The 20,629-nt window shown below is 59.4% G+C and carries 25 protein-coding genes and 1 tRNA gene; 16 read left to right on the forward strand and 10 right to left on the reverse strand.

The window, feature by feature from the left end; all coding sequences use genetic code 11:
• Nucleotides 1-2 precede the first annotated feature (2 nt).
• Nucleotides 3-959 carry a glycoside hydrolase family 6 protein gene (locus tag HX821_RS07210; protein WP_008435075.1) on the reverse strand — a complete coding sequence of 319 codons (957 nt, stop codon included), beginning with the start codon at nucleotides 957-959 and terminating at the stop codon, nucleotides 3-5.
• A gap of 145 nt (nucleotides 960-1,104) precedes the next feature.
• On the opposite strand from HX821_RS07210, the gene HX821_RS07215 reads away from it, so the two are divergent.
• Together HX821_RS07215 and HX821_RS07220 are read left to right on the forward strand one after the other, a co-directional pair.
• Nucleotides 1,105-1,623, forward strand: coding sequence for a DUF1993 family protein (locus tag HX821_RS07215; RefSeq protein WP_177035497.1), 519 nt, complete (start codon nucleotides 1,105-1,107; stop codon nucleotides 1,621-1,623).
• Between the two features lie 80 nt (nucleotides 1,624-1,703).
• On the forward strand, nucleotides 1,704-2,027 hold the full coding sequence (locus HX821_RS07220) for a helix-turn-helix domain-containing protein (protein ID WP_003207700.1): 324 nt from the start codon (nucleotides 1,704-1,706) through the stop codon (nucleotides 2,025-2,027).
• 34 nt (nucleotides 2,028-2,061) lie between these two features.
• Here the strand turns inward: HX821_RS07220 and HX821_RS07225 are convergent, their stop codons facing one another.
• Genes HX821_RS07225 through HX821_RS07235 form a run of 3 tightly spaced genes read right to left on the reverse strand, consistent with a single transcriptional unit; the run spans nucleotide 2,062 to nucleotide 5,766 of the window.
• A complete protein-coding gene (locus tag HX821_RS07225; protein ID WP_177035498.1) occupies nucleotides 2,062-3,435 on the reverse strand; it encodes a hypothetical protein in 1,374 nt (457 codons plus the stop codon).
• 4 nt (nucleotides 3,436-3,439) lie between these two features.
• Complete coding sequence (locus HX821_RS07230; RefSeq protein ID WP_177035499.1) at nucleotides 3,440-4,627, reverse strand: DUF6384 family protein; 1,188 nt, start codon at nucleotides 4,625-4,627, stop codon at nucleotides 3,440-3,442.
• Entirely contained in the window at nucleotides 4,627-5,766 is a 1,140-nt protein-coding gene (locus tag HX821_RS07235; RefSeq protein WP_102368910.1) for a merozoite surface protein 3b, read from the reverse strand. The genes HX821_RS07230 and HX821_RS07235 overlap by 1 nt, the downstream gene beginning before the upstream one ends.
• Nucleotides 5,767-5,982: 216 nt before the next feature.
• Here HX821_RS07235 and HX821_RS07240 point away from each other — a divergent pair, with 216 nt between their 5' ends.
• Nucleotides 5,983-6,591 carry a LysE family translocator gene (locus HX821_RS07240; RefSeq protein WP_177035500.1) on the forward strand — a complete coding sequence of 203 codons (609 nt, stop codon included), beginning with the start codon at nucleotides 5,983-5,985 and terminating at the stop codon, nucleotides 6,589-6,591.
• Between the two features lie 822 nt (nucleotides 6,592-7,413).
• Nucleotides 7,414-7,500, forward strand: a tRNA-Leu gene (locus HX821_RS07245).
• Between the two features lie 165 nt (nucleotides 7,501-7,665).
• Here the strand turns inward: HX821_RS07245 and HX821_RS07250 are convergent.
• Complete coding sequence (locus HX821_RS07250) at nucleotides 7,666-8,493, reverse strand: hypothetical protein (protein ID WP_177035501.1); 828 nt, start codon at nucleotides 8,491-8,493, stop codon at nucleotides 7,666-7,668.
• An 82-nt stretch (nucleotides 8,494-8,575) separates the two neighbouring features.
• The gene (locus tag HX821_RS31750) at nucleotides 8,576-8,710 is read right to left on the reverse strand and encodes a hypothetical protein (RefSeq protein ID WP_023658805.1); all 135 of its coding nucleotides are present in this window, start codon (nucleotides 8,708-8,710) and stop codon (nucleotides 8,576-8,578) included.
• Nucleotides 8,711-8,929: 219 nt separating this feature from the next.
• On the opposite strand from HX821_RS31750, the gene HX821_RS07255 reads away from it, so the two are divergent.
• A complete protein-coding gene (locus HX821_RS07255) occupies nucleotides 8,930-9,958 on the forward strand; it encodes an alpha/beta fold hydrolase (RefSeq protein WP_177035502.1) in 1,029 nt (342 codons plus the stop codon).
• Nucleotides 9,959-10,031: 73 nt separating this feature from the next.
• Here HX821_RS07255 and xth read toward each other — a convergent pair whose 3' ends face one another.
• Together xth and HX821_RS07265 are read right to left on the reverse strand one after the other, a co-directional pair.
• On the reverse strand, nucleotides 10,032-10,850 hold the full coding sequence (gene xth / locus HX821_RS07260) for an exodeoxyribonuclease III (RefSeq protein WP_102368989.1): 819 nt from the start codon (nucleotides 10,848-10,850) through the stop codon (nucleotides 10,032-10,034).
• Nucleotides 10,851-11,101: 251 nt separating this feature from the next.
• A complete protein-coding gene (locus HX821_RS07265; RefSeq protein ID WP_177035503.1) occupies nucleotides 11,102-12,112 on the reverse strand; it encodes an NAD(P)-dependent alcohol dehydrogenase in 1,011 nt (336 codons plus the stop codon).
• A gap of 182 nt (nucleotides 12,113-12,294) precedes the next feature.
• On the opposite strand from HX821_RS07265, the gene HX821_RS07270 reads away from it, so the two are divergent.
• From HX821_RS07270 to HX821_RS07280, 3 genes are all read left to right on the forward strand, one after another.
• Nucleotides 12,295-13,194, forward strand: a complete 900-nt coding sequence (locus HX821_RS07270; RefSeq protein WP_102370266.1) for a LysR family transcriptional regulator — start codon at nucleotides 12,295-12,297, stop codon at nucleotides 13,192-13,194.
• Between the two features lie 124 nt (nucleotides 13,195-13,318).
• Nucleotides 13,319-13,480, forward strand: coding sequence for a hypothetical protein (locus HX821_RS07275; protein WP_166742167.1), 162 nt, complete (start codon nucleotides 13,319-13,321; stop codon nucleotides 13,478-13,480).
• Nucleotides 13,481-13,485: 5 nt separating this feature from the next.
• On the forward strand, nucleotides 13,486-13,803 hold the full coding sequence (locus HX821_RS07280; RefSeq protein ID WP_032899360.1) for a hypothetical protein: 318 nt from the start codon (nucleotides 13,486-13,488) through the stop codon (nucleotides 13,801-13,803).
• A gap of 39 nt (nucleotides 13,804-13,842) precedes the next feature.
• On the opposite strand, the gene HX821_RS07285 is transcribed toward HX821_RS07280, so the two are convergent.
• Nucleotides 13,843-14,301 carry a GNAT family N-acetyltransferase gene (locus HX821_RS07285; protein WP_177035504.1) on the reverse strand — a complete coding sequence of 153 codons (459 nt, stop codon included), beginning with the start codon at nucleotides 14,299-14,301 and terminating at the stop codon, nucleotides 13,843-13,845.
• A gap of 92 nt (nucleotides 14,302-14,393) precedes the next feature.
• On the opposite strand from HX821_RS07285, the gene arr reads away from it, so the two are divergent.
• From arr to HX821_RS07310, 5 genes are all read left to right on the forward strand, one after another.
• Nucleotides 14,394-14,810 carry an NAD(+)--rifampin ADP-ribosyltransferase gene (gene arr, locus HX821_RS07290; RefSeq protein WP_023658807.1) on the forward strand — a complete coding sequence of 139 codons (417 nt, stop codon included), beginning with the start codon at nucleotides 14,394-14,396 and terminating at the stop codon, nucleotides 14,808-14,810.
• Between the two features lie 71 nt (nucleotides 14,811-14,881).
• Nucleotides 14,882-15,088, forward strand: coding sequence for a DUF1737 domain-containing protein (locus HX821_RS07295; protein ID WP_003207731.1), 207 nt, complete (start codon nucleotides 14,882-14,884; stop codon nucleotides 15,086-15,088).
• A gap of 48 nt (nucleotides 15,089-15,136) precedes the next feature.
• Entirely contained in the window at nucleotides 15,137-15,505 is a 369-nt protein-coding gene (locus HX821_RS07300; RefSeq protein WP_177035505.1) for a VOC family protein, read from the forward strand.
• A gap of 104 nt (nucleotides 15,506-15,609) precedes the next feature.
• Complete coding sequence (locus HX821_RS07305) at nucleotides 15,610-16,032, forward strand: hypothetical protein (RefSeq protein ID WP_003207738.1); 423 nt, start codon at nucleotides 15,610-15,612, stop codon at nucleotides 16,030-16,032.
• A gap of 132 nt (nucleotides 16,033-16,164) precedes the next feature.
• Nucleotides 16,165-16,566, forward strand: a complete 402-nt coding sequence (locus HX821_RS07310) for a TonB family protein (protein ID WP_177035506.1) — start codon at nucleotides 16,165-16,167, stop codon at nucleotides 16,564-16,566.
• 138 nt (nucleotides 16,567-16,704) lie between these two features.
• Here the strand turns inward: HX821_RS07310 and deoC are convergent, their stop codons facing one another.
• The gene (deoC, locus tag HX821_RS07315) at nucleotides 16,705-17,385 is read right to left on the reverse strand and encodes a deoxyribose-phosphate aldolase (protein WP_177035507.1); all 681 of its coding nucleotides are present in this window, start codon (nucleotides 17,383-17,385) and stop codon (nucleotides 16,705-16,707) included.
• A gap of 143 nt (nucleotides 17,386-17,528) precedes the next feature.
• On the opposite strand from deoC, the gene deoR reads away from it, so the two are divergent.
• The 3 genes from deoR to HX821_RS07330 all read left to right on the forward strand — a co-directional run bounded on the left by deoR (nucleotide 17,529) and on the right by HX821_RS07330 (nucleotide 20,543).
• Nucleotides 17,529-18,287: a DNA-binding transcriptional repressor DeoR gene (gene deoR, locus HX821_RS07320; protein WP_008435058.1), complete on the forward strand. Its 759-nt coding sequence runs from the start codon at nucleotides 17,529-17,531 to the stop codon at nucleotides 18,285-18,287.
• 171 nt (nucleotides 18,288-18,458) lie between these two features.
• Nucleotides 18,459-19,433 (forward strand): substrate-binding domain-containing protein, encoded by a 975-nt coding sequence (locus HX821_RS07325; RefSeq protein ID WP_003207745.1) that lies wholly within the window; start codon nucleotides 18,459-18,461, stop codon nucleotides 19,431-19,433.
• Nucleotides 19,434-19,526: 93 nt separating this feature from the next.
• Nucleotides 19,527-20,543 (forward strand): galactitol-1-phosphate 5-dehydrogenase, encoded by a 1,017-nt coding sequence (locus HX821_RS07330; protein ID WP_023658808.1) that lies wholly within the window; start codon nucleotides 19,527-19,529, stop codon nucleotides 20,541-20,543.
• Nucleotides 20,544-20,629 lie beyond the last annotated feature (86 nt).

The raw sequence follows: 20,629 nt of genomic DNA on the forward strand, positions 1-20,629 counted from the left end.
CGTTAGTGTCCATCAATCAGGCGAAGTGCCAGTTCGGCACTGAAGGTGCCTGCCGCCGGGCCTTCATGACAATCGGTTTTCGTCGAAGACGCACCGTCCGAATTGCCCGGGAGTTTGATCCATAGGGCAACCAACCGTGGCGAAAGCACTTGCGGTGGCATGCCCAGTCTGCGCCCCACCGGGTTGCACCAGTCTCCAGGATTCGCACCATTGCCGTTGCGGCTGGTATCCACCGCCACGGCTTTTGTATAGGCGTATTCGCTTAACAACCTGGCATTGATGGCATCACCATAACTGCGCACCTGGGCGAGGGTGTAGAAGTTGGCGATATTCAGGGCAAACCCCCGGATCTGTTTCACCCCGGCTGCATTCAACGCATCGGCCATGGCGCCTGGGGATTTCCAGCCTGGATTACCAGCGTCCAGATAAACATCGGCATGGCGTGCGCGCTGGTTGAACCCCGATACGGCGTAATTGATTAGCCCCAGCCGCTCGGCGCGCTTGTCCTTGTCCAGGCACTGCAGGTCTGCCAGTGCGTCCGGCTCCAAGATAACCAGCGCCGGCTGGTCTCCAATGCCTTTGATCAGTTGGTCTATCCAGCCCCGGTACTCCGCCGCTGCCGGTGCGCCACCCTTCGAGGCGCCACCGCTGCAGTCGCGGTGGGGCAGGTTATAGGCCACCAAAATCGGTGTTTTATCAGCACTGGCGGCAGCGGTTACATAGCGATTGACGCGCTCGGCCAGCGTTCCTATGGCCTGGCTGGTGCCGGTCAGCCACAGGGCACTGGGCACCTCGGCAATGGTTGAGCGGATGCTTGCAGTGGCAGGCGTATCGGGGTGCTGCTGGACCCACTGTGCGGCGGTGGACTGTGGGTTGACGTAGAACCCATCACTCGCCTGGGCAGCAGGCAGCATCGACAAGCAGATAAAGCCGGCGGCAAGGGTGGCGATCTTTAGCACGCTCTACACCAGTAAGAGGGGCGGGTGGCCAAGGTAAGTCGGCTCGCCGCTGACGTCACGTGAAGCTGCATGAAGCTTGCCGGCTAGCCGCGTAGACCGTGCCCATGGCATGCTCCCACGCTCAGCATCCAGTCAAGGAAGAACGATGTCGACCTATGTAATCACCGTCCCTTGCTTTGCGCAGATGTTGCGCTCGCTCAAGGGGCTTTTGTCCAAAGGCGAGGCGCATGCCGGCGAGTTGGGCTATGACCCGCGAAACCTGCTGAGCGCGCGGCTGGCGCCCGACATGCACACCCTCGCAACGCAAATCCGGTTTGTGTGCACCCAGGCCCAGGAATCGGTCCAGCGTCTCACCCATCAACCGCTGCCGGTTCTGAGCACACCCGCAACCCTGAGCGAGGCGCGTGGGTTGATCGAGCAAACCCTGCAAGCCCTTGCCTCGGCAGATCGCGAACTCATCGACAGCAGCGAGCGCGCTATCTCGATAGAACTTCCCGACGGTACTATTTTCCACATGACTGCCTACGAATACGCGGTCAATTGGGCCATTCCACAGTTCTATTTTCACCTGATGACCGTCTATAACATCCTTCGCCATAACGGTGTGCCGCTCGGCAAGGCCGATTACGTGCCGCATATGTTCGCCTTCGTGCGCACGCAATAGGTAGCCACCCGAATGAATAGACCCCGCTCCTGCGCATAAGCGTATGGTGGGTGTTAAACACGTTTATTGAGGTACCCGCCATGGACGATAAACTCGGCATCCGCCTGAAAGAGGAACGCAAGATCCTGGGGCTCTCCCAACAGGAGTTTGGTGCGATTGGCGGTGTGGGTGCGAATGCTCAGGTGCACTACGAAAGTGGCGCGCGGGCGCCCAAGTCCGATTACCTGATTGCCATCCGGCATAAAGGCGTGGACGTGCTTTACGTGTTGACGGGGGAAAGGGCGGTTATCAACCAGGCCACCCTGAGTGACAAGGAGACGTTGATCATCAACCACTACCGCACGCTGGACGGGCTGGATCAGGATGCGATTGCGCAGATCACTTCCTCGTTGTCTGACAGCTAGCAACGAGGAAGTCCCGGATTTGCTTCGCGCCAGGCTAGAAGCTGTCGGTCGTCCTGAAGCTGCCGCCGCCTGTACTGCCTGACGTCGAAAAGCTGGCCGTGTTGTTATTGCTGCTTTCAACGGTGGCGACGCCAAGGACGACAGGGCTGATCGATGCGCTGACATAGCCTCGCGTCGCCCCTGCCGCTACCTGACTGCGGCGCACGATTTTAAGGCCCCGGCCAAGCACATCCACAACCTGGCCAAGGGTTGCACCCTGGGTCATGTAGCTCTCTACCAGACGCTCGAAGTCAGTCGACAGGTCAAAATAAACATCGCGGCCGGTAAACGCATCGTTGCGAACTTTGCGCTCCAGGTCTTTGGCACGCTGGTAGCTGTTCTGGTGTACCACGGCCTCTTCCTGGGTATCCGCCAGTTGCTGTACCACCGCTTTCAAGCGCAGGTTCAGGGTTTGCAGTTGCTCGACGATCAGGTCGTCGGCGTCGTCCGGGGTGTGGCTGGCCAGGTCGATCAATTCGCCGATGCTGCGGGTTTTCAACTGGTCAGTGAGCAACTGGCGTGCGCGCTGGTACTGCGGGTCTTCGTTGCGTGAGTAGCTGCCGAGTTTTTCCTGGATGGCATTGGCCTGGCGCTTGGCGTTGTCGACTACGCGTTGCAGGGTGTCGAGCTCGGGTTGAATTGCGGCCTGTCCCAACTGGTCACGTGCCTGAGCCAGTTGCGCATCGACGCTGGCACTCAAGGTGCTGATCAGGGCGATGCGCTCGGCCTGCAAGGCCTCGTTTCGCTCACCAAGGGCGATCAGGCTCAGCTCGTTCTTGCGGTTGGCGAGGTAGTTCACCTTAGTCGCCAGCCAGTTGTCCATCCAGCGGTTCAGGCGGTTGCGCCGGTATTGGTCGGTGCCGAAGGCGTGTCCGCGCAGGTAGACGTAGACCAGGTTGGTATCAAAGGTCGGACGCTTCAGTGCGCACTCCTGGCGCAAGTCTTCATAACCGCTGACGTGTTCTCGGTGGGCGGCCTGGGCCAGGTCCAGTTGCGCGACCTGGCGGGCGTAGTCGGGGTTTTGTTCCAGGGATTGCCGGGCTTGCTGGTCGAGGGTGTCGGCTCGCGCTTGCAGTTTTTCCTTGCCCGCCAGCGCCTGGGCCACGGTCTGCTCAGCGTCGCGCAGTTGCTGGTGGAGCTGGTCCTGGGACTGTTGGCGCAGGTTCAGGGCGGCGGCGACTTGCTCGTTCTGCGTGTTGCCCTGGTCCAGGTGCAGGGCCGCGATTTTACCCAGGCGCTGGGTAATGTCCTGCTCCAGCGCCAGTTGCTCGCCGAGCAGTTCAGACAGGTGTTGCTCGGCCGTGCGAATCCTCAGCTCGGCGTTGCGGGAGTTACGTTCGGTGATGCCGATCAGGGTGTCAGGCGTCATGTCTTCACCACTCCAATATCGTTTCGAGCGGATCGGTGGTCCGTTGGCTCAAATAGGTGACTTCCATCCTGCCGGCCGGCTTGCGGCCGATCACACGGTTGGTCAGGTGGCCGTCGTCGAGTTTGTCGGCCTTGACCTTCAGGTATTCGGCCTGCGGTACCCGCACAGCGAACTGGCTGGCCCACGCGCCGGTGCCGGTCTCACTGCTGACGGTGGGCAGTAGAACCGGCCTGTCCGACAGGTCGACGGCTTCGACAACCAAATACCAGCTCTTGCCCTGGGTCGAACCAGGATTGGAATTACACAGCGCCTTGTCGTAGCAGCGCTCGACACCGGACGGCGTGCCGGGCCGGTCGACAACCCGAATGGTCACCTCCTTGGGGATCAGTTCGGTGTTGGCACGCAGGGCCCTGAGTTGGCCGCCGGCTTTTTCGATCTCGAATTTCCCGATGAGGTCTTTGATCATGACCAATTCGGCCTGCATGCCCCGCGTCGCTTTACTGTCGGCGGCGGGCAGGTGAATGTCGGCGACTTTGCGGGTCAACTCGTTGAGCTGGTCGGTCATCGGCTGGACTGCCTTGACCTTGGCTAAAAACGCCTCCAGCACGCCGATCTGCTCACTGGCGTAATCGACCCCGGAGGTATCGACCATGGCCAGGGCATGTTCGGCCTTGGTATTCAGTCGGGGCAAGGCACTGAACAGGTCGCCGCCCTCAATATAGGCCGGGTCCTGTTGCACGGCGCTCAAGCGAGCCTTCAGGTGGGCGATGTCTGATTGTTTTTGTGCCGCGTTCGTCTCGACGGCGATGGCCGCTCTTTGAGCCTCTTGGATCTCGTGTCTGGCGACCATCACCCGGCTGCATTGCACCACCAGCAAGGTGACCGCGATGAGCTGGATGACGAGTATGCCGCGATGCCGCCTGAGCAGTACTTTGCTCCAGAAGCGGTCAAGCGCACTCAGTTCCGGGGCCTCGAACACCAGGCGTTTGGAAAAGAATTCGCGCACGCCCTGATCGATCTGCGCTTCGGTAAATTGAATGCCGTTGTTCTGGTAATACTCGCGGATGCGCGCCGCCACTTCTGCGCGGCGTTGGGGCAGGCTCAAGTCCTTTTCCACCGCCATCTGCTGGTGGCGCAGTTGATCCACCAGCGCCATCGCGCCGAGTTGTTCGGAGAGAAGAATGTCGCTCATCAAGCGGCCTTGGTCAGCAATGCGGCGAACTTGCGTTTGGCCTCTTCGACGGCTTCGGCGATGTCACGGGACGCGTTGCTGGATTCAGCGCGGTAGGTTTCCGTCAGGCCGTGCATGTCCGTCTGGAAACTCAGGGTGGCGTCGGCCAAGGCGCGCACCGAGTCGACCTTGATGGTGGAGCCATAGCTGGCCTTGACCGCCGCTTCCAATTGGGTGTTGCCGGTGCTGCCCAGGGCTTCAAGGCCCTTGCTGATGCCGTCGGTGGTGGCATTCAGCGTGTTGGTGGCTTCGGCCAGTCCACTGTTGCTGGTGAACGACACCGCGAGGCCGGTCAACACCACTTCGTTGGTAGAGAAGAACGAGACCATGCGCTGGTACTGGCGCTCCTTGATCACATGCACCTGGTTGATCCGGGCGAAGACCATTTCGGCCGTGTTGTAGCCGACCTTCAGGTCATCGGCGATGTCCTTGACGATCTGGTAGCGCTTGTCTTCGTCCTGCAGCGCGCGTACGGCTTCGTCACGGCGCAATTCCAAGGCCGCGCGTTCGGCCGGCGCCAGGGTTTCGGCAGCCGTGACTTGGGCGTTGGCCTCGTTTAACGCCTGGGTACGCTGCTCCAGGACCTGGCCGGCCAGGGCGAGCACTTGTTGGGCATCGACCTCGGCCGCTTTCATGGCCATGCGGAAGTCCAGGTAAGCTTCCAGAATCACCGTTTCCCGGGAGATCTGGTCATTGGCCGACTTGCACACCTGCAGGTAGTTTTCACGGATCTCGCTGAAGCGGCTGGGGATTGAGCCACGACGCAGGTTCATCCAGCTCAGCTTGAGCTTCTCCAGCGTATCCAGGCGCCCGTCATCCATCCAGCCCGCCATGGCCGCAGCGTCTTCGCGAATCGAGGTGAAGCTCTGGGTGATGTCCATGAAGCGCGTGGAGATATCCATGCCGGCGATCTGTTCGCGAACCACGCTGTTGAAGGTGGTCGACTGTTGCAGCACGGCAGCGATAGCGGTGACTTTGGCGGTGTCGTACTGAGCCACGCGGTCCAGCAATACCAGTACCGGTGCATCTGGAACCGGCTGCAGAAGATTGATGCCCAGGGTCCGCAGGCCCGTCAGCGCGCGGTCGAGGTAGTTGCTCATCGAGTGTCCTTTCAGGATGTGTTCAGCACAGTGTGCAGTGCAGAGAAGGGCGCAAGTATACCGATCAATGAAGGCAAACCAATGGCAGTTTGGTTGGAGGGCGCTTGTTGGCAGGCCTGACGAAGTGTATGACCGTATCTACCGCTAGCTGTACGGGGCGCAGGCTGGCGCAACGTTCTACTGTCACGGCCACAGTACTCGTTCGGATGTCGCGCCATGCTCATGTCTTCAAGCCTGCTTTCAGCTTTCGCGCTGTTCGCCTTTGTGTCCTCAATCACCCCAGGTCCCAATAACACCATGTTGCTGGCGTCCGGGGTGAACTTCGGTTTTATTCGCTCGATCCCCCATGCACTGGGGATCAGCATTGGCTTCATGTTGTTGGTGATCGCCGTGGGCTTGGGTTTGGGCGAAGTGTTCAAGGCATTGCCGTGGGCCTACACCGTATTGCGTTATGTGGGGGCGGCGTATTTGCTGTACCTCGCCTGGAAAATCGCAACGTCCAGCGCGATGTCCGATGACACCGATGACAAGCGCAAACCCATGACGTTTCTTGGCGCGGCGGCCTTCCAGTGGGTCAACCCCAAGGCCTGGGTCATGGCGCTGGGCGCGATCACCACCTACACGCCTGCCGAGGGTTATGTCACCAACGTGCTGTTGATTGCCGCCGTGTTTGCCTTGGTAAACCTGCCCAGCGTTTGCGTATGGGCCGGCTGTGGCAGCGGCTTGCGCAATATACTGCGCGAGCCACGCTGGTTGCGGGTGTTCAACTGGTCGATGGCGGGGCTGTTGGTGCTGTCGTTGTATCCGATGTTTTTTGCCGGCTGACACGCCCTCTGACCTCCAGCGGGTTGCGTCAGCAGGCCATGGATCCTAGACCGGTGAGATGGTGGCCAGCAGACCAATTGCGATGGTCAGCGCAAGAAAACCGAACAGGAAAAATGCCATCTTAGCCATAAGGCCTCCGAAATGAACGGGCCGGCAGGACGGTTCCTGCCGGGCTCCACGGGCGTGTCGGGAGTGGGTGTATTGTCAGGGCAGGGCGGTTTTCGATACAGGGGCAGATGCAGAAGAAAAAAGCGTATCAGATGGGCCGGGGCGCCGCAGGAGCAGGAAAGCCGGGGATGATCATTTTGGGGTATCAGGGAATAAACAGCGGCTCAGTGCCTTGTGGGCGAGGCTGGTGAAGGAACTAACCTTTTGCGTGGAGTATCGTATCCACGATTTTCGTGGGAGGTTGAAGGCGAACTGCGTCGTGCGTGGCTATTCTCAAGCGGCGCTGGGAGGGTTCCTTGAAGTGATTTCATCGGGGCGAGTAGGCAAATGGGCAAGACATTGGCTGCGCTGTCGTTTTTGATGACCCTGGTTTGGGTTTCAGTGGTTATTGCGGTAATGACTTATTTTTCCTGATGCAGGTGGGGCACGGGTGCGGCACCTGGTGAAGCGGTCGGTATCGCCATTGCCCACTCCCGCCTGCAAAATCTGTAGATGACTGATCTGGCGAGCTTTTTTGTTTGCCAGGGCGCCGCTTGATTGTTTGAAAAAGCCCGCACCCGACCTTGCATCGAGGGGGCTGGATCTATATATTCCCTAGCCTGCTGCAACGCTCAAGGGCTTTTAACGCTGCTTGGCCTGCTGCATAGCGCTACCGCCCGAATGGCGAAACTGGTAGACGCATGGGACTTAAAATCCCCCGCTCGTAAGGGCGTGCCGGTTCGATTCCGGCTTCGGGCACCATCTAAAACCAAGGGTTTGCGGGCGAAAGCTGATGCAAGCCCTTGTTTGTTTCCGGTCGGCAATTGTTCAACAGGTCCGCAATCCACTTCGTTTGCGAGGCTTCCTTGCCTTCTGCGTTGCAGATGCACCGCCCGGTCATCGCAACAGTACTGCGCTACCTCAACCTCAGTTCTTCGCGCGGTTCAATAGAAATTCGTACCGGCGCTTATCGATAAAGATCGAATAACGTAATCCTCCGTCGCCGCTCGGCTGAAGAATGCTGTGGGTCTTGGATTTATGGAAAGGGTGGCTGTAAAGAGAGGGAAGGTCTGAATAGGCATAGCTTTCAAAATGCAGTTCGTCGCCTACCCAATGCACCTCGTTGTACAGGAAGTGCCAGTTTTTGCTGGAAGCCATGTAGAGGTAGGCACTGCCGTTGGGACCCACGATGACTTCTACCTCCAGCTCACCTTTGTCATTTGCCCACTTGCCAATATATCGCTCCATACCGGAGTGGGCAGGTATCCCGGGATCCGCTACAAAATCACTGGCCTTGAAAGGGGTTTTGCGCGCAGCTTCAGCGGCGGCGTTTGGATAAAGGGCACACAGCGGTGCGACGTTACTGACTTTTACGTAGTTGAAGGTCAGGCTCGTATCCGAAACATCCATGCTCAGCGTCATGGTCTGCGGGTCGAATGCCAGGACCTTCAGGTCGAAGTTGTCTGAAGGTGATTTGAGATGGATGACCTTTCCATCGTCGGACACCTTGAAGTCGCTCACTTCTTTTTCCTGGTGCTTCCCGGGTTCAGCGCAGTTGAATGGATGCAATGTGGCTTTGGCATCAGCGCTGTATTCGACCACGTTGGCAATTCCGTTGCGCAGAGGAACCATGGCCCAGATGCCAACTACGTTATCTTGAGTCGCCAGCGCGTGCGTCGAAGGCTTGGCGCCATGGTTGGCACACCCGGTCATCATCAAGGTGGCCAGGGAAATTGTCAGAACGTTGATCCGCATCGGGCTTATCCATAAGAGTGTTCGCATTGATCCATCTGTCGCGGTTGGCGACCTTCTGGCAGGCAAGCATCATAAGGGATCGTTACGCTACGGTGCAGACCCAGAGGTGATTCTGCCGATAGGGCGCGCGGGTGAAGTGAACATCTGAAACCAGATGCATGCCTCGCTCTTGCAGGGCTTCGGTCAGTTGTACGAGTGTCTCTGCCTGGATAGTCATTTCTGTTACCTCGTCAGATTTACTGCGTTCATAATTCTTGACCGGCGGGGCAACTGGCTAATTCAAATTTTCTACAACGTTGATTGACGTGTGGTTGCTTCAGTTCTTTTAGTCCCGATCCCAGGATAAGTGCTACCTGAAAATATGCGGGCAGTGGTGCTCACGCACTCGAGGTGGCCTACAGTGAAACATCGCGCCGGTATGACATGAGGAGATCCTATGTCCACTTTCAAGCTGACTTCGCGCGTCTTCAGTACGCCCCGTCACACAACGCATTATCTGGAGTCGGGACCTGCCGATGGGGCATTGATGATGTTCCTGCATGGCTGGCCCGAACTCGGTTTGATCTGGCGTGCACAGATGGAAGCGTTCGCTGCCCAAGGCTGGCACTGCGTCGCACCCGACATGCGCGGCTATGGCGGCTCTTCGGCGCCGGCCCCGATCAATGCGTACACGATTGAAAACATCGTGGCAGACATGGCAGAGCTGCATGACCATCTCGGTGGAACGCCAGCCATCTGGGTGGGCCATGATTGGGGCAGCGTCGTGGCCGGTGAACTGGTCGCCCATGAACCTCAGCGCAGCCGCGGCGTGGTGCTGGTTTCGGTCCCGTACTTTCCTTCCACGAACGCGCTGGCGACGCTCATACCGCTGGTTGACCGAGGGATTTACCCGGTCGACCAGTATCCAGACGGCCAATGGGACTATTACCGCTACTACAACACGCATTTTGCGTCCGCCGTGGCTGATCTTGACGCGGACAAAGCAGCATCGCTGGCGTCGATTTATCGAAGAGGCGACCCTGCAAGCATCGCCAGGGTCGCCTCCAATGCCGAAGTGACCCGCAAAGGCGGGCGGTTTGGCGAAGCGCACCGAGCTCCCCCGACCCCACCAGACTCGGCGCTCTGGCCCGAGAAGGACTTCGCGGCACTGGTGCGCACGTTCGAGGAGCATGGTTTCCGCACGCCCTGCGCGTGGTATCTGAACGACGATGCCAACATCGAATACGCCCATCGCGCACCCAATGGCGGCCGCCTGTCCATGCCCGTCCTGTTTGTGAACGGTGATTACGACCCGATGAATACCATCAACGGCAATCAGTTGGGCGATCCAATGCGCGCGGCCTGCGCAGACCTCACAGTGACGAGCCTGCCTGGCGGGCATTGGCTGCCGGTGGAGTGCAAGACCGAACTCGTTGCGGCCATAAGTCGCTGGCTGATGCTCGCGAAATTCGTGGCCCATCAGTAAGCCCGGATCACACCTTGGGATGGGTGAGTCGGGTACCGGCACGCGTGCCGATAGTCAGCGTCGTGGCTTGTGATCAACTGCGTTTTGGCTTCTTTCTTGACCGGGTTTGCCGTGATGAGATCTCGATCCACGTCGGCGCATGATCACTGGCATGCTCTTCACCCCGTACCCATGCATCTACGCCGACGTTTTTCAGGTACGGCGCGAGTACCGGGTTGAGCAGCAGATGGTCGATGCGCAGCCCGGAATTCTTCTGCCAATGCTGACGGAAATAATCCCAAAACGTGTACACCCGCTCTTCCGGGTACAGGTGCCTCAGCGAGTCGATCCAGCCCTGGGAAAGCAGCCTTTGAAAGCACTCACGGCTTTCTGGCTGGAGGAGGGCATCCTTGAGCCATGAGCGGGTGTTGTAGATGTCCAGGTCGGTGGGCACCACGTTGTAGTCACCGGCCAGGACCACGGGATGTTCGCTGGCCTGCAGTGTTGCAGCGTGGGAGATCAGGTGTTCGAACCACGCGAGCTTGTAATCAAATTTTGGCCCGGGTTGAGGGTTTCCGTTGGGCAGGTACAGGCATCCGACAATCACGCCATGGACAGCCGCTTCCAGGTATCGAGACTGCGAGTCGTCCTTGGCTCCCGGCAGGCCCTTATGGATCAAAAGGGGTTCGGAATCCCGCGCGAGGATTGCCACTCCGTTCCAGGATGCCTGGCCATGGTGCAATGAGCCATAGCCCGCCGCCTCAAGTTCTCCAGCGGGGAACGCGTTGTCTTGCGCCTTCAGTTCCTGCAGGCAGACGATGTCCGGGCGCTCCTTTTCCAGCCACTGCAGAAGGTTGGGCAGTCGCGTCTTTATGCCGTTGACATTGAATGTCGCGATCTTGAGGTTCTGCATGGCGTCGGTCCTTCAATGTGCCGGGTGCGCCGGGTGTTCGGCCACCGTGGGGGTAGGGGGCCTACCCTTGCTCATTTGGCGATGTCCCCTATACCGGTTTAGTCGCAAAGCCTCTTTTCGACTACACCAAACCTGCGTTGCTCCATAAATAACAGGAACCGGTCTTTGAACGACCATTGGTGTCATTCGTGAACCGCCTGGGCAAATCCCGCAGCAATCACCTGCCTGTGTGAAACGCCCGGCGGTCGACTTTACCCGACCTTGATGACCACTTTGCCAAAGGCGCCCCTGGCCAAGTGTTCGTATGCCTGGCGCGCTTGATCGAAGGCGTACACACGGTCGATTACCGGGCGAATCCTGTGCTCGCTCAGGAACGCGTTCATGCGGTCGAACGATGAGCGCGGCGCTACGGCAATGCCGCGAATGGTTGTTTGCCGGAATATCATCGGCATCAGGTTCAATGCAGACGTCTGGCCCGTCAGGAATCCGATCTGGGCGATACGTCCACCGACCCTGGTCGCGGCGATCGATTGATTGATGCCATCTCCGCCTGCGACGTCCAGGAGCAGGTCCACGCCCTTGCCATCGGTGAGTTTCAGGACTTCCTCTGCCCAGCCAGGATGCGTGCGATAGTTCACACTGGCGACCGCCCCCAGTTTTTTCATAGGCTCCAGATTTTCATCCAGACTGGAGGTGACAATAACCTTGGCGCCGAGGGCGGTTGCGATTTGCGCAGCGAAAACCGAAACCCCACCGGTACCTTGAACCAGCACCGTTTGGCCCGCCTCGACCTGGCCGAAATCAACCAGCGCGTACCAGGCCGTCAATGCGGCAATCGGAAGAGTCGCGGCTTCCTCATCCGACAGGTTGTCGGGGACACGTACTGCGCTGTCCTCATGGATGATCATGTATTGCGCCAGGCCGCCGGGCAAAGGCGAGCCGAAGCAGTAGTCGGGTTCATCCGGCCCAGGCATGCCGTCCAGCCAGCGGGAGTAGAGATGCGAGTTGACCCGGTCGCCAATAGCGAAACGGCTGACACCGTCACCTGTTGCTACGACAACGCCTGCCGCGTCGCTGACGGGAATCAATGGCTTGGGCACCTTGTGGGGCTCGTAGATGCCATCGACGATGGCCTTGTCCCGGAAGTTCAGCGAAACGGCCCCCACCTTTACCAGCAGCTCTCCCGCCTTGGGGACGGGGGTCTCGGCGTCCCCTTGTACCAGGTTGTCCAAACCGAAATCTTTCAGAAGCCACGCTTTCATTTTCTGTCTCCAGCAACGGTGAATGGGCAGGGGAGGCAAGTGCCTCCTTGTTGTTGGGGCCATTGTTGAGGTTTCGCAGCGCGGCATAAATGGGCAGAATCCAACAGCATTGTTATTCTGGAGAGTAACAATCAACCCTTCACCGGCTTCCCGGGGACAGACGTATGGCGCTTCTACAGTCGATGCAGGTATTTGCCAAGCTGGCGGAGTTGGGCAGCTTCACAAAAGTCGCGGAGGCGACGCAGACCGGCCGTCCCTATGTCACGCGCACTATTCAGGAACTGGAGGCGTCCCTGGGTGTGCGCCTGTTCCAGCGCACGACGCGTAAAGTCAAGCTGACGGCTGAGGGCGAACGATTTTACGAGCGTGTCAAAGAGATTCTGGCCACCATCGCAGAAACCACTTCCATGTTCGACCGCAGTGGCTCGACGCTGAGTGGGCGGCTTCGGATTGATATTCCCACAGCGTTTTCCCAGCACGGGTTCATGGAAAGCCTCAGGCAATTTACCGAGGCATTTCCCGAGATCGAACTGGCACTCGGCGTGACCGACCGCAGGGTAGACCTGGTGGCGGAAGGCATCGATTGCGTATTGCGAATCGGTGATCTCCCGGATTCCAGCCTGGTAGCCAGGGAAATAGGCAGCGCAATCATGGTGACCTGTGCATCTGCAAGTTATCTCCAGGCCTACGGGGTACCGGAAACCCTGGCGGACCTTGCCGGCCACCGGTGCGTCGGCTTTCTTTCGGGTCAAAACAACAGGCCGCTGCCTTGGCACTTCTCGATGGCGGGCGAGGACCATCCACACACTCCACGCGGCGGTATCACCGTGAACGAGTCCAACGCATACGTTCAATGCGGCGTTGCAGGCTTCGGCATTATTCAAGCACCGGGGATTACCGTCGGGGCGTACCTCGCCAGTGGAGAACTGGTTGAAGTACTCGGCGCACTTCGTCCGACACCGCGCCTGGTTTCCGTGCTTTACCCCAGCCGATCCCATCTTGCACCCCAGGTGAATGCATTTGTGGATTGGCTGAAAAAGCACTTTCCGGTTGTGCACCCCGACTGGTTCAACGCTCACTGATCCTGCAGAAGCACTTCGCGGCAGACCGAGAGGGGGCAGGTTGTTCAGGCGGGCTGTCGGAACGTATGATCGCAGCGAGCGCCCTTTTCCGGGCGCTGAGACTCACCCTTTGAAGGACATGAGCATGGAAAAGCACTTCGGTAATTCAGGCCTGTTCAAGGCTGCTTCGTATCACTGCAACACGCTCCTTGGCAGCGGCATTGCTCGCTGGGAGCTGAAAAATATTGCGTTGAATACGAAGGAGTTTTTGATATGTCCAAAGAACTACTCGGAGTTTCTGCTCTAGGGTTGATGGTGGTGGGGGAGTTTTGTGCAATCTACAGCGAGGTGGTAACCGCCAGGCTTGCCCAGACAGGGCATGGTTCATGGGAGGCGTTCGTCCTTCCCGTTGTGCTGATGTGTTTTGCCGGGCTTTGCCTGTTGGGTGCGTATTGGCTGGGGTACGTGGCGGTCGGTGATATCTGGGTCGTCACCGTGGTCTCAGTCACCTCCCTGTTGCTGCTTGAGCCCGTGGTGGTCTGGGCGCTGTTCCATGAAGCACCAGGGCGTGGCGCACTCATCGGGTTTGTCCTCGGCGCCTTGGGCATGCTTGCTACTGTATTGCTTTGACTCCGCCCTCTGGCCCGGCAATCAAACGCCGGGCAATGGTCACAGCTTCATCTTGAAGCCTGTGTGGGTTGGCAAGAACCCCAGGGACTCATAAAACCTATGAGCATCTGGCCGCGTACGATCACAGGTAAGCTGGATCAGTTGGCAGTGGCGCTGACGTGCTTGCTCAAACGACCATTCGAAGAATTGCCGGCCCAATCCGCTCCCACGCATTCGCTCGTGCACGCGGACGGCTTCGATTTGAGCTCGCCATGCGCCCCGATGAGAAATATTCGGAATGAAAGAAAGTTGGAGAGTACCGATCACCTCTTCATCAGCCACAGCGACGGCAAGAAACTGGTTCGGGTCTGCGTCGATGGCCTCAAACGCTCGTGTGTAGGAACTCTGAAGCGGAAGACTGCTATCTTCTCGAACAGCCCCCAGGGAGTCATTTGCCAGCAGCAAAACAATGAAAGGCAAGTCGTCGATACTGGCGCGTCGTATGGTCAGATTCGTCACAACGGTTTCCTGAGGTGCGGTGGTATAGAGGAACCCAGCCGATGGGGGCATTCGCATCCAAACATAACATTCATCCACGGAGCAACGAGCCCATGTCAAATACCGCTGGCATGTTCATCCGTCAGTTCTTTCACGGCACCCGGGCCGACCTGGAGCCCGGCGATCTGATCCGCGTCGGCTACCCGTCCAACTTTACAGAAGGTAAAGCACTGTCCTGGGTTTACTTTGCGGGCACGCTGGATGCCGCCATCTGGGGGGCTGAGCTGGCGCTCGGCAGTGGGCGGGAACGGATTTATGTTGTGGAGCCAACGGGGGCAATCATGGATGACCCCAACGTGACGGATAAGAAGTTTCCCGGCAATCCCACGCTTTCCTATCGCTCCACTGACCCTTTGCGCGTCGTGGCGGAGGTCACGAAATGGCACGGGCATCCGCCTGAACGGTTGCAGCAGATGAAGGACAATCTCGCGCGCTTGAAGGCCGAGGGTCGCGACGTGATCATTGACTGATATCATCGGGCACAAGCCGGCGTCACCCGATCGCCAAGTGGCTTTCCTTAACTGTTCCAGCAGGTGCTCCCATGCAGAATTCCCCTCCTGAAGGCCTACCTACCTATCGGATCCTGACAGGCAAGGACGATGCCTCCTTCTGTCACCGGGTCTCTGAAGCGCTTGCGCTGGGTTACCAGCTTTACGGCTCGCCAGCGGCAACCTTCAATGGCGAGTACGTGGTGGTGGCACAGGCTGTCGTTTGGAACGCCGATAACAACGCTACTGTCAGGAACTGACGCGGGCTTGAATTAAGGTGAGTTCTCTCACTCCTGTCAGGTCAAATGATGAAATTCTCGTCTGTTCGTCTCGTTACCAACCACTTTGAACGGCTCGTTCAGTTCTATCACAACCTCTCGACTGTCGAGCCAAGGCACCTGGCTGACGGGTTCGCTGAAATTCACCTCGACGGCGTCGTCCTGGCCATAGCCGATGAGCGCCTGGTCCGCCTTCACAACGATGGACTGGCAGTCGCCGCCAGCAACCGTTCGGCGATCCTGGAGTTTCAAGTGGATGATGTGGAGGCCGTCCTGCTGCGTATCGGTCGGGCTGATGTGGTGATGCCGGTGAAAGTCATGCCATGGGGCAACACTTCGGTATTGCTGCGTGATCCGGATGGAAGCCTGGTCAACGTCTTTTCGAGACCTCGCCGCTGAATCGGTCCGTCGCTGTAGCAAGGTTCGGTAGGGTCGATAACGGGTTAAAGTAATCAGCTTAAGCGCCGATCAATTAACATCGATACCGGAATTGGATATTTGACATGATCACGAACGTCAGCAGTCTCGCTTCAGTACCCGCCAACCCAAGTCCGGCCAGCGTCAGCGATAGCTCCAAGACCGAAGACTCTGGAACCTTGAGTCTCAACCCGGACACGGGTGCCAAAAGTGCGCCCGCTGCAGGTGGCGGCCAGGCGGCATCCACGTCGCAGGAGTCCGACACCGTCAAGGCGCTGAAAAAGCAGATTGCGGAGTTGCAAAAGCAGCTTCAAGAGCAGCAGCAAAACATGCAAAAGGCCCAGGCCAGCAATCAAAGCGCAGACGCCAAAGCGGCCGCCGTGGCTGCCGCCCAGGCGCAGATTGCCGCAACGGCAGCTGCATTGCAGTCTGCGTCTTCGGCGTTGTTGCAGGCACTGACTTCCGACGGTGGAAGCGGTACCGGTTCCATCGTCAGTACCACCGCCTGAGAGGCAGATTTGGTTTTCCACAAGAAGCATTCGTGTACCCACGGGCCATTCTGTTCGACCTGGATAACACGCTGACGCACCGAGCCTTGATTAGCCTCACCTTGCACACCAAACGTCAACGGAACTGCGTTTATGAAATACAGCTGGATCGCACTTGTCTTACTGCTTTGTGCCTGCACGAGCGGCCCCACCCGGGAACAACTGGCAGAACAACGCTTATGGGAATACCAGTTGCTCACTCACCTCAATCACTTCAAGTCGTACCCCGAAGAAGCTCGCCTGCAAGGATTGACCGGCCTGGTCAGGGTTGAATTCGTGGTTGACGCCAAAGGCAATCTGATACGCCACAAAGTCATCAGCCATACAGGTTCGGATCTGTTCGTCAGCGCCGTGGAGAGATTCGTTCCGGCGGCGTCGCCAGTGCCTGCGCCTCCACCCTCAATGCTGCTCAAAGGCGAGATTCAAGTGGTGGCCCCGTTTGTATTCTGCCTGGAGGGCGTGGCCTGCGGCGGCTCACCGCCACGCCGGCTGTAGCTGACCTGCGGATAAATTCCGGGCAAAGAAAAGCCCGCGATGGGGAGCGCGGGCTTAAAGGTTTTCACCAGGAGCTGAGGTGACCATAGGCGCGCGACTGTGAAAGGGTTGTGAAAGGGCGCCAGCGCTGCACTCAACTCAGTAGGCGCCCGCGGCCGCCTTTGCGCCGCTGACGATGGCGATCCCGGAGCTGCTGCCCAGGCGCGTAGCACCGGCTTCGATCATCGCCTGGGCCGTCGCCAGGTCGCGCACGCCGCCCGACGCTTTCACGCCTATCTGCGCCCCCACCACGCCGCGCATCAGGCGCACATCCGCCAATGTCGCGCCGCCATGGCCGAAACCGGTGGAGGTCTTGACGAACGCCACGTTCAGCTCGCGGCACAGGCTGCAGGCATGGGTTTTCTGCTGGTCATCGAGCAGGCCGGTCTCGAGGATGACTTTCAGCGGTACCGCGCCGCAGGCCGCCAGCACCTGGGCAATATCGTCGCGTACCTGGTCCAGCAGGCCATCCTTCAGCCAGCCGATGTTCAGCACCATGTCGATCTCGCCTGCACCGGCCTCGATCGCAAGCTTTGCCTCATAAGCCTTGGCCGCACTCAAGCCCGCACCCAGGGGGAAGCCGACGACGGCACAGACCAACGGGGCGGAGTCGCGCAGGCAGTCGGCGGCCAGCGGCACGTTGGCGCTGTTGACGCACACGGACTTGAAGCCATGCTCGCGGGCCTCGGCGCACAGTTGGCGAATGCTCGCCTGGGAAGCATCGGCGGCCAGCAGGGTGTGGTCGATATAGGCCGCGAGCGGCAACGGGTCAGTCGGCATGGCAAGTGTCCTGTAAGGATGAGGTGCTGGGAAAAGGCGGTTTGTGTTAAGTTGGATGCATTAAATGTGAAATAAATAACATTGTAAATGGAATTTGTGACTGCCCTGATCAAGGGCACGCATTCAACGAGGGTTGGAACGCAGTGGATTCAAAGAAAAGCGAAAGATTTCGGGCCATGCACAAGGCCTTGCAGGGCGAGTCGGCGATTCACTTGCGTGACATGGCCGCATTGCTGGGCGTATCGGAAATGACCCTGCGCCGCGACCTGGCAGACAGCCCCCAGGGCCTGCGCCTGTTGGGCGGGCACGTAACCCGCAGCGGGCCGCCGGAGCCCGATTACCAGGTCGCCGAACAGGACCAGCGCCACGTCGCCGAGAAGCGTCAGATCGGCGTGCTGGCCGCCAGCCTGGTGCGCCCCGGCGACACGGTGTTTATCGATTGCGGCACCACCACGCCGTTCATTATCGAGGCGTTGCCGGATGACCTGGAGTTCACCGCGCTGTGCAATTCCCTCAACGTATTGCTCAAGCTCCAGCAAAAGCCCCACTGCACCATCATCCTCTGCGGTGGCACCTTTCATCGGCGCAACATGGTCTTCGAGAGCCATGCCGAGGCGGGCATCCTGGATGGCATCCGTGTGGCGTGGGCGTTCATTTCCGCGGCCGGCGTCAGCGCCGCCCACGGTGTGACCTGCTACAACCTCAACGAAGTGGAGGTCAAGCGCCGGGTCATGGCGCGGGCGCAGACCTGCGTGCTGGTGGCCGACCACAGCAAGTTCGACGAAGTACGTGCGGCACACTTTGCCGAGCTGTCGGACTTCCAGCGGGTGATCAGCGACCCCGGGCTCGAGGCGGCACAGCAGCAGGTGATCAGGGACAGCGGGGCGATCCTGCTGATCTGACTCAAACAGCATTGTGATTTTTATTTCATTTGTTCGGAATTTAACAAATTGGCCTTGACACTCTCGGGAGCAAGGCATAGTTTTTCAAATGTGATCGCGGTTCACATTTGTGAGCACGGCCTCCCTGAAGGCCGTGCCCGAATCCTGACAACAATAAAAATAGGAATCACCATGCTCCAGATAGCCCGTAAACCTGTTCATGTGCTGGCCCTTGCACTGGCTGTCGCGGCCTCGGCGCTGGCGCTGAACGCCCAGGCCAAGGATCTGAAGATCGGTTTCAGCCAGGTCACCCTGCAATCTCCCTTCTACGTACAACTGCGCGACGGCGCCAAGGCTGCAGCGGCCAAGGGCGGCGACGAGCTGATCTTCCTCGACGCCAACGGCGATATCAGCAAGCAGAACAACGATATCCAGGACCTGCTGACCCGCAAGGTCGACATCCTCATCATCAATGCCGTGAACCCCGACGCCGTGGGCGCGGCCCTCGACGCCGCCAAACGCGCCAAGGTGCCGGTGATTGCCGTCGACCGCGCAATCAATGCCCCGGTCGCCACCACCATTGGCCGTAACAATGCCGAGATGGGCGAGCTGTCCGGCAAGGCGCTGCTCGCCGCGCTCAAGCAGCGCGGCGTGACCAAGGGCAAGATCATCGAGATCCAGGGCGACGCCGGCGGTACGGTAATGAAAGAACGCCGCAAGGGCTTCCACACCGCTTTGGCCGGCACCGACTTCAAGATCATCGACGGGCCCTACAGCGAGTACATGCGCGCCAACGCAGTCACGGCAATGCAGGATTTGCTGCAAGCGCACCCGGACCTCAAGGCGGTGATCGCGCATAACGACGACATGGCCATGGGCGCGCTGCAAGTGCTCACCGAAAGCGGCAAGAAAGACGTCCTCGTGGCCGGGATCGACGGCTTGTCCGAGGCCTTGAATGCCATCCAGAGCGGCGATCAATACGTGGCCACCGCCCTCAACGACCCACGCTACCTGGGCGAGGTCGCCATCGAGGCGGCGCGGGCCCTGGCGGCCGGCAAGTCGGTGCCGAACTTTGTCGACGCCGGCACCCAGGTGGTGACCAAGGCCAACGTGGCCGAGGTCAAGCATGACTCTACCTTCGGCGAATACCGCCCCGGCGCGCTCTGACGGATCTGCGCCGCCACGCTATGGATTTTTGCGGGCACCTCTTGCGGGAGGTGCCTGTTCGAACGCACTCGTCACTCAACAGAGGAATTCACTGTGAAAGCTGCCGTCATGTACCAACCGGGCGATATCCGGGTCGAAGATGTTCCAAAACCTGCGGTCAAGGCCGGCCACGCGCTGGTTCGGGTCGCCGCCTGCGGCGTGTGCGGCTCGGATATTCCGCGCATGCTGAGCAAGGGCGCCCATGTGATGCCGCTGATTTGCGGCCATGAATTCGCAGGCTTTATCGAAGAGATCGGCAGCGGTGTCGAAGGCTATGCCATCGGCGAACTGGTGACTGTGCCGCCGATGATCCCGGACGTCAGCAGCGACCAATATGCCCGTGGCTTTCCGTCCCGCTCGGAGCGCTACGATTACTTCGGCAGCCGCCGCGACGGCGCGTATGCCGAGTACGTCAATGTGCCCCTGAGCAACCTGATCAAGGTGCCCCAAGGCATGGACCCGATTGCCGCGTCCCTGGTGGACCCGGCGGCGATTGCCCTGCATGCGATCTGGAAAGCCGACTTCAAGGCCGGGCAGAGCGGGGCAGTGGTAGGTTGCGGGCCGATCGGCCTGTTTGCGATCCAGTGGCTGCGGATCATGGGGGCCAAGGACATCGTCGCCATCGACATCGCCGAAGAGAAACTCGCCATGGCCCGCGAAGCCGGCGCCACCCACACCCTGCTCAGCGGCGCGGCGGATGCCGAGTTGCCCCGTTGCCAACTGGTGATTGAAGCGGCAGGCCATCCCAGCTCGATCAACCAGGCCGTGCAACTGACCAAGGCTGGCGGGCATGTGGTGTTTATCGGCATTCCCACCAGTGACGTGGCCCTCAGCACTGCGACGTTCTCGCACTTCCTGCGCCAGGAAATCTCCCTGCACGGCGCCTGGAACTCGTTCTCGGCACCGTTCCCGGGCGATGAGTGGACGGCCTCCATCGACAAGCTGGCTTCCGGTGAATTGCAGTGGCAGTTCATGATTACCCACGACTTGCCGCTGGATGAATTGCCGGCGATGTTCAAGCGCTATGCCGATCGCAGCGAAGTCGCGGCCAAGGTAATTTTCCGTCCCTGAGCCGCGTCAGCTGTGTGTCGCCAAGCCCGACGACGCTGTGCGTTGCCGGGCTTAAAACAAAAAGCGTTGTTACAAGACGCAGGAGA

Source organism: Pseudomonas sp. B6001, assembly GCF_013386015.1.
GTDB lineage: Bacteria > Pseudomonadota > Gammaproteobacteria > Pseudomonadales > Pseudomonadaceae > Aquipseudomonas.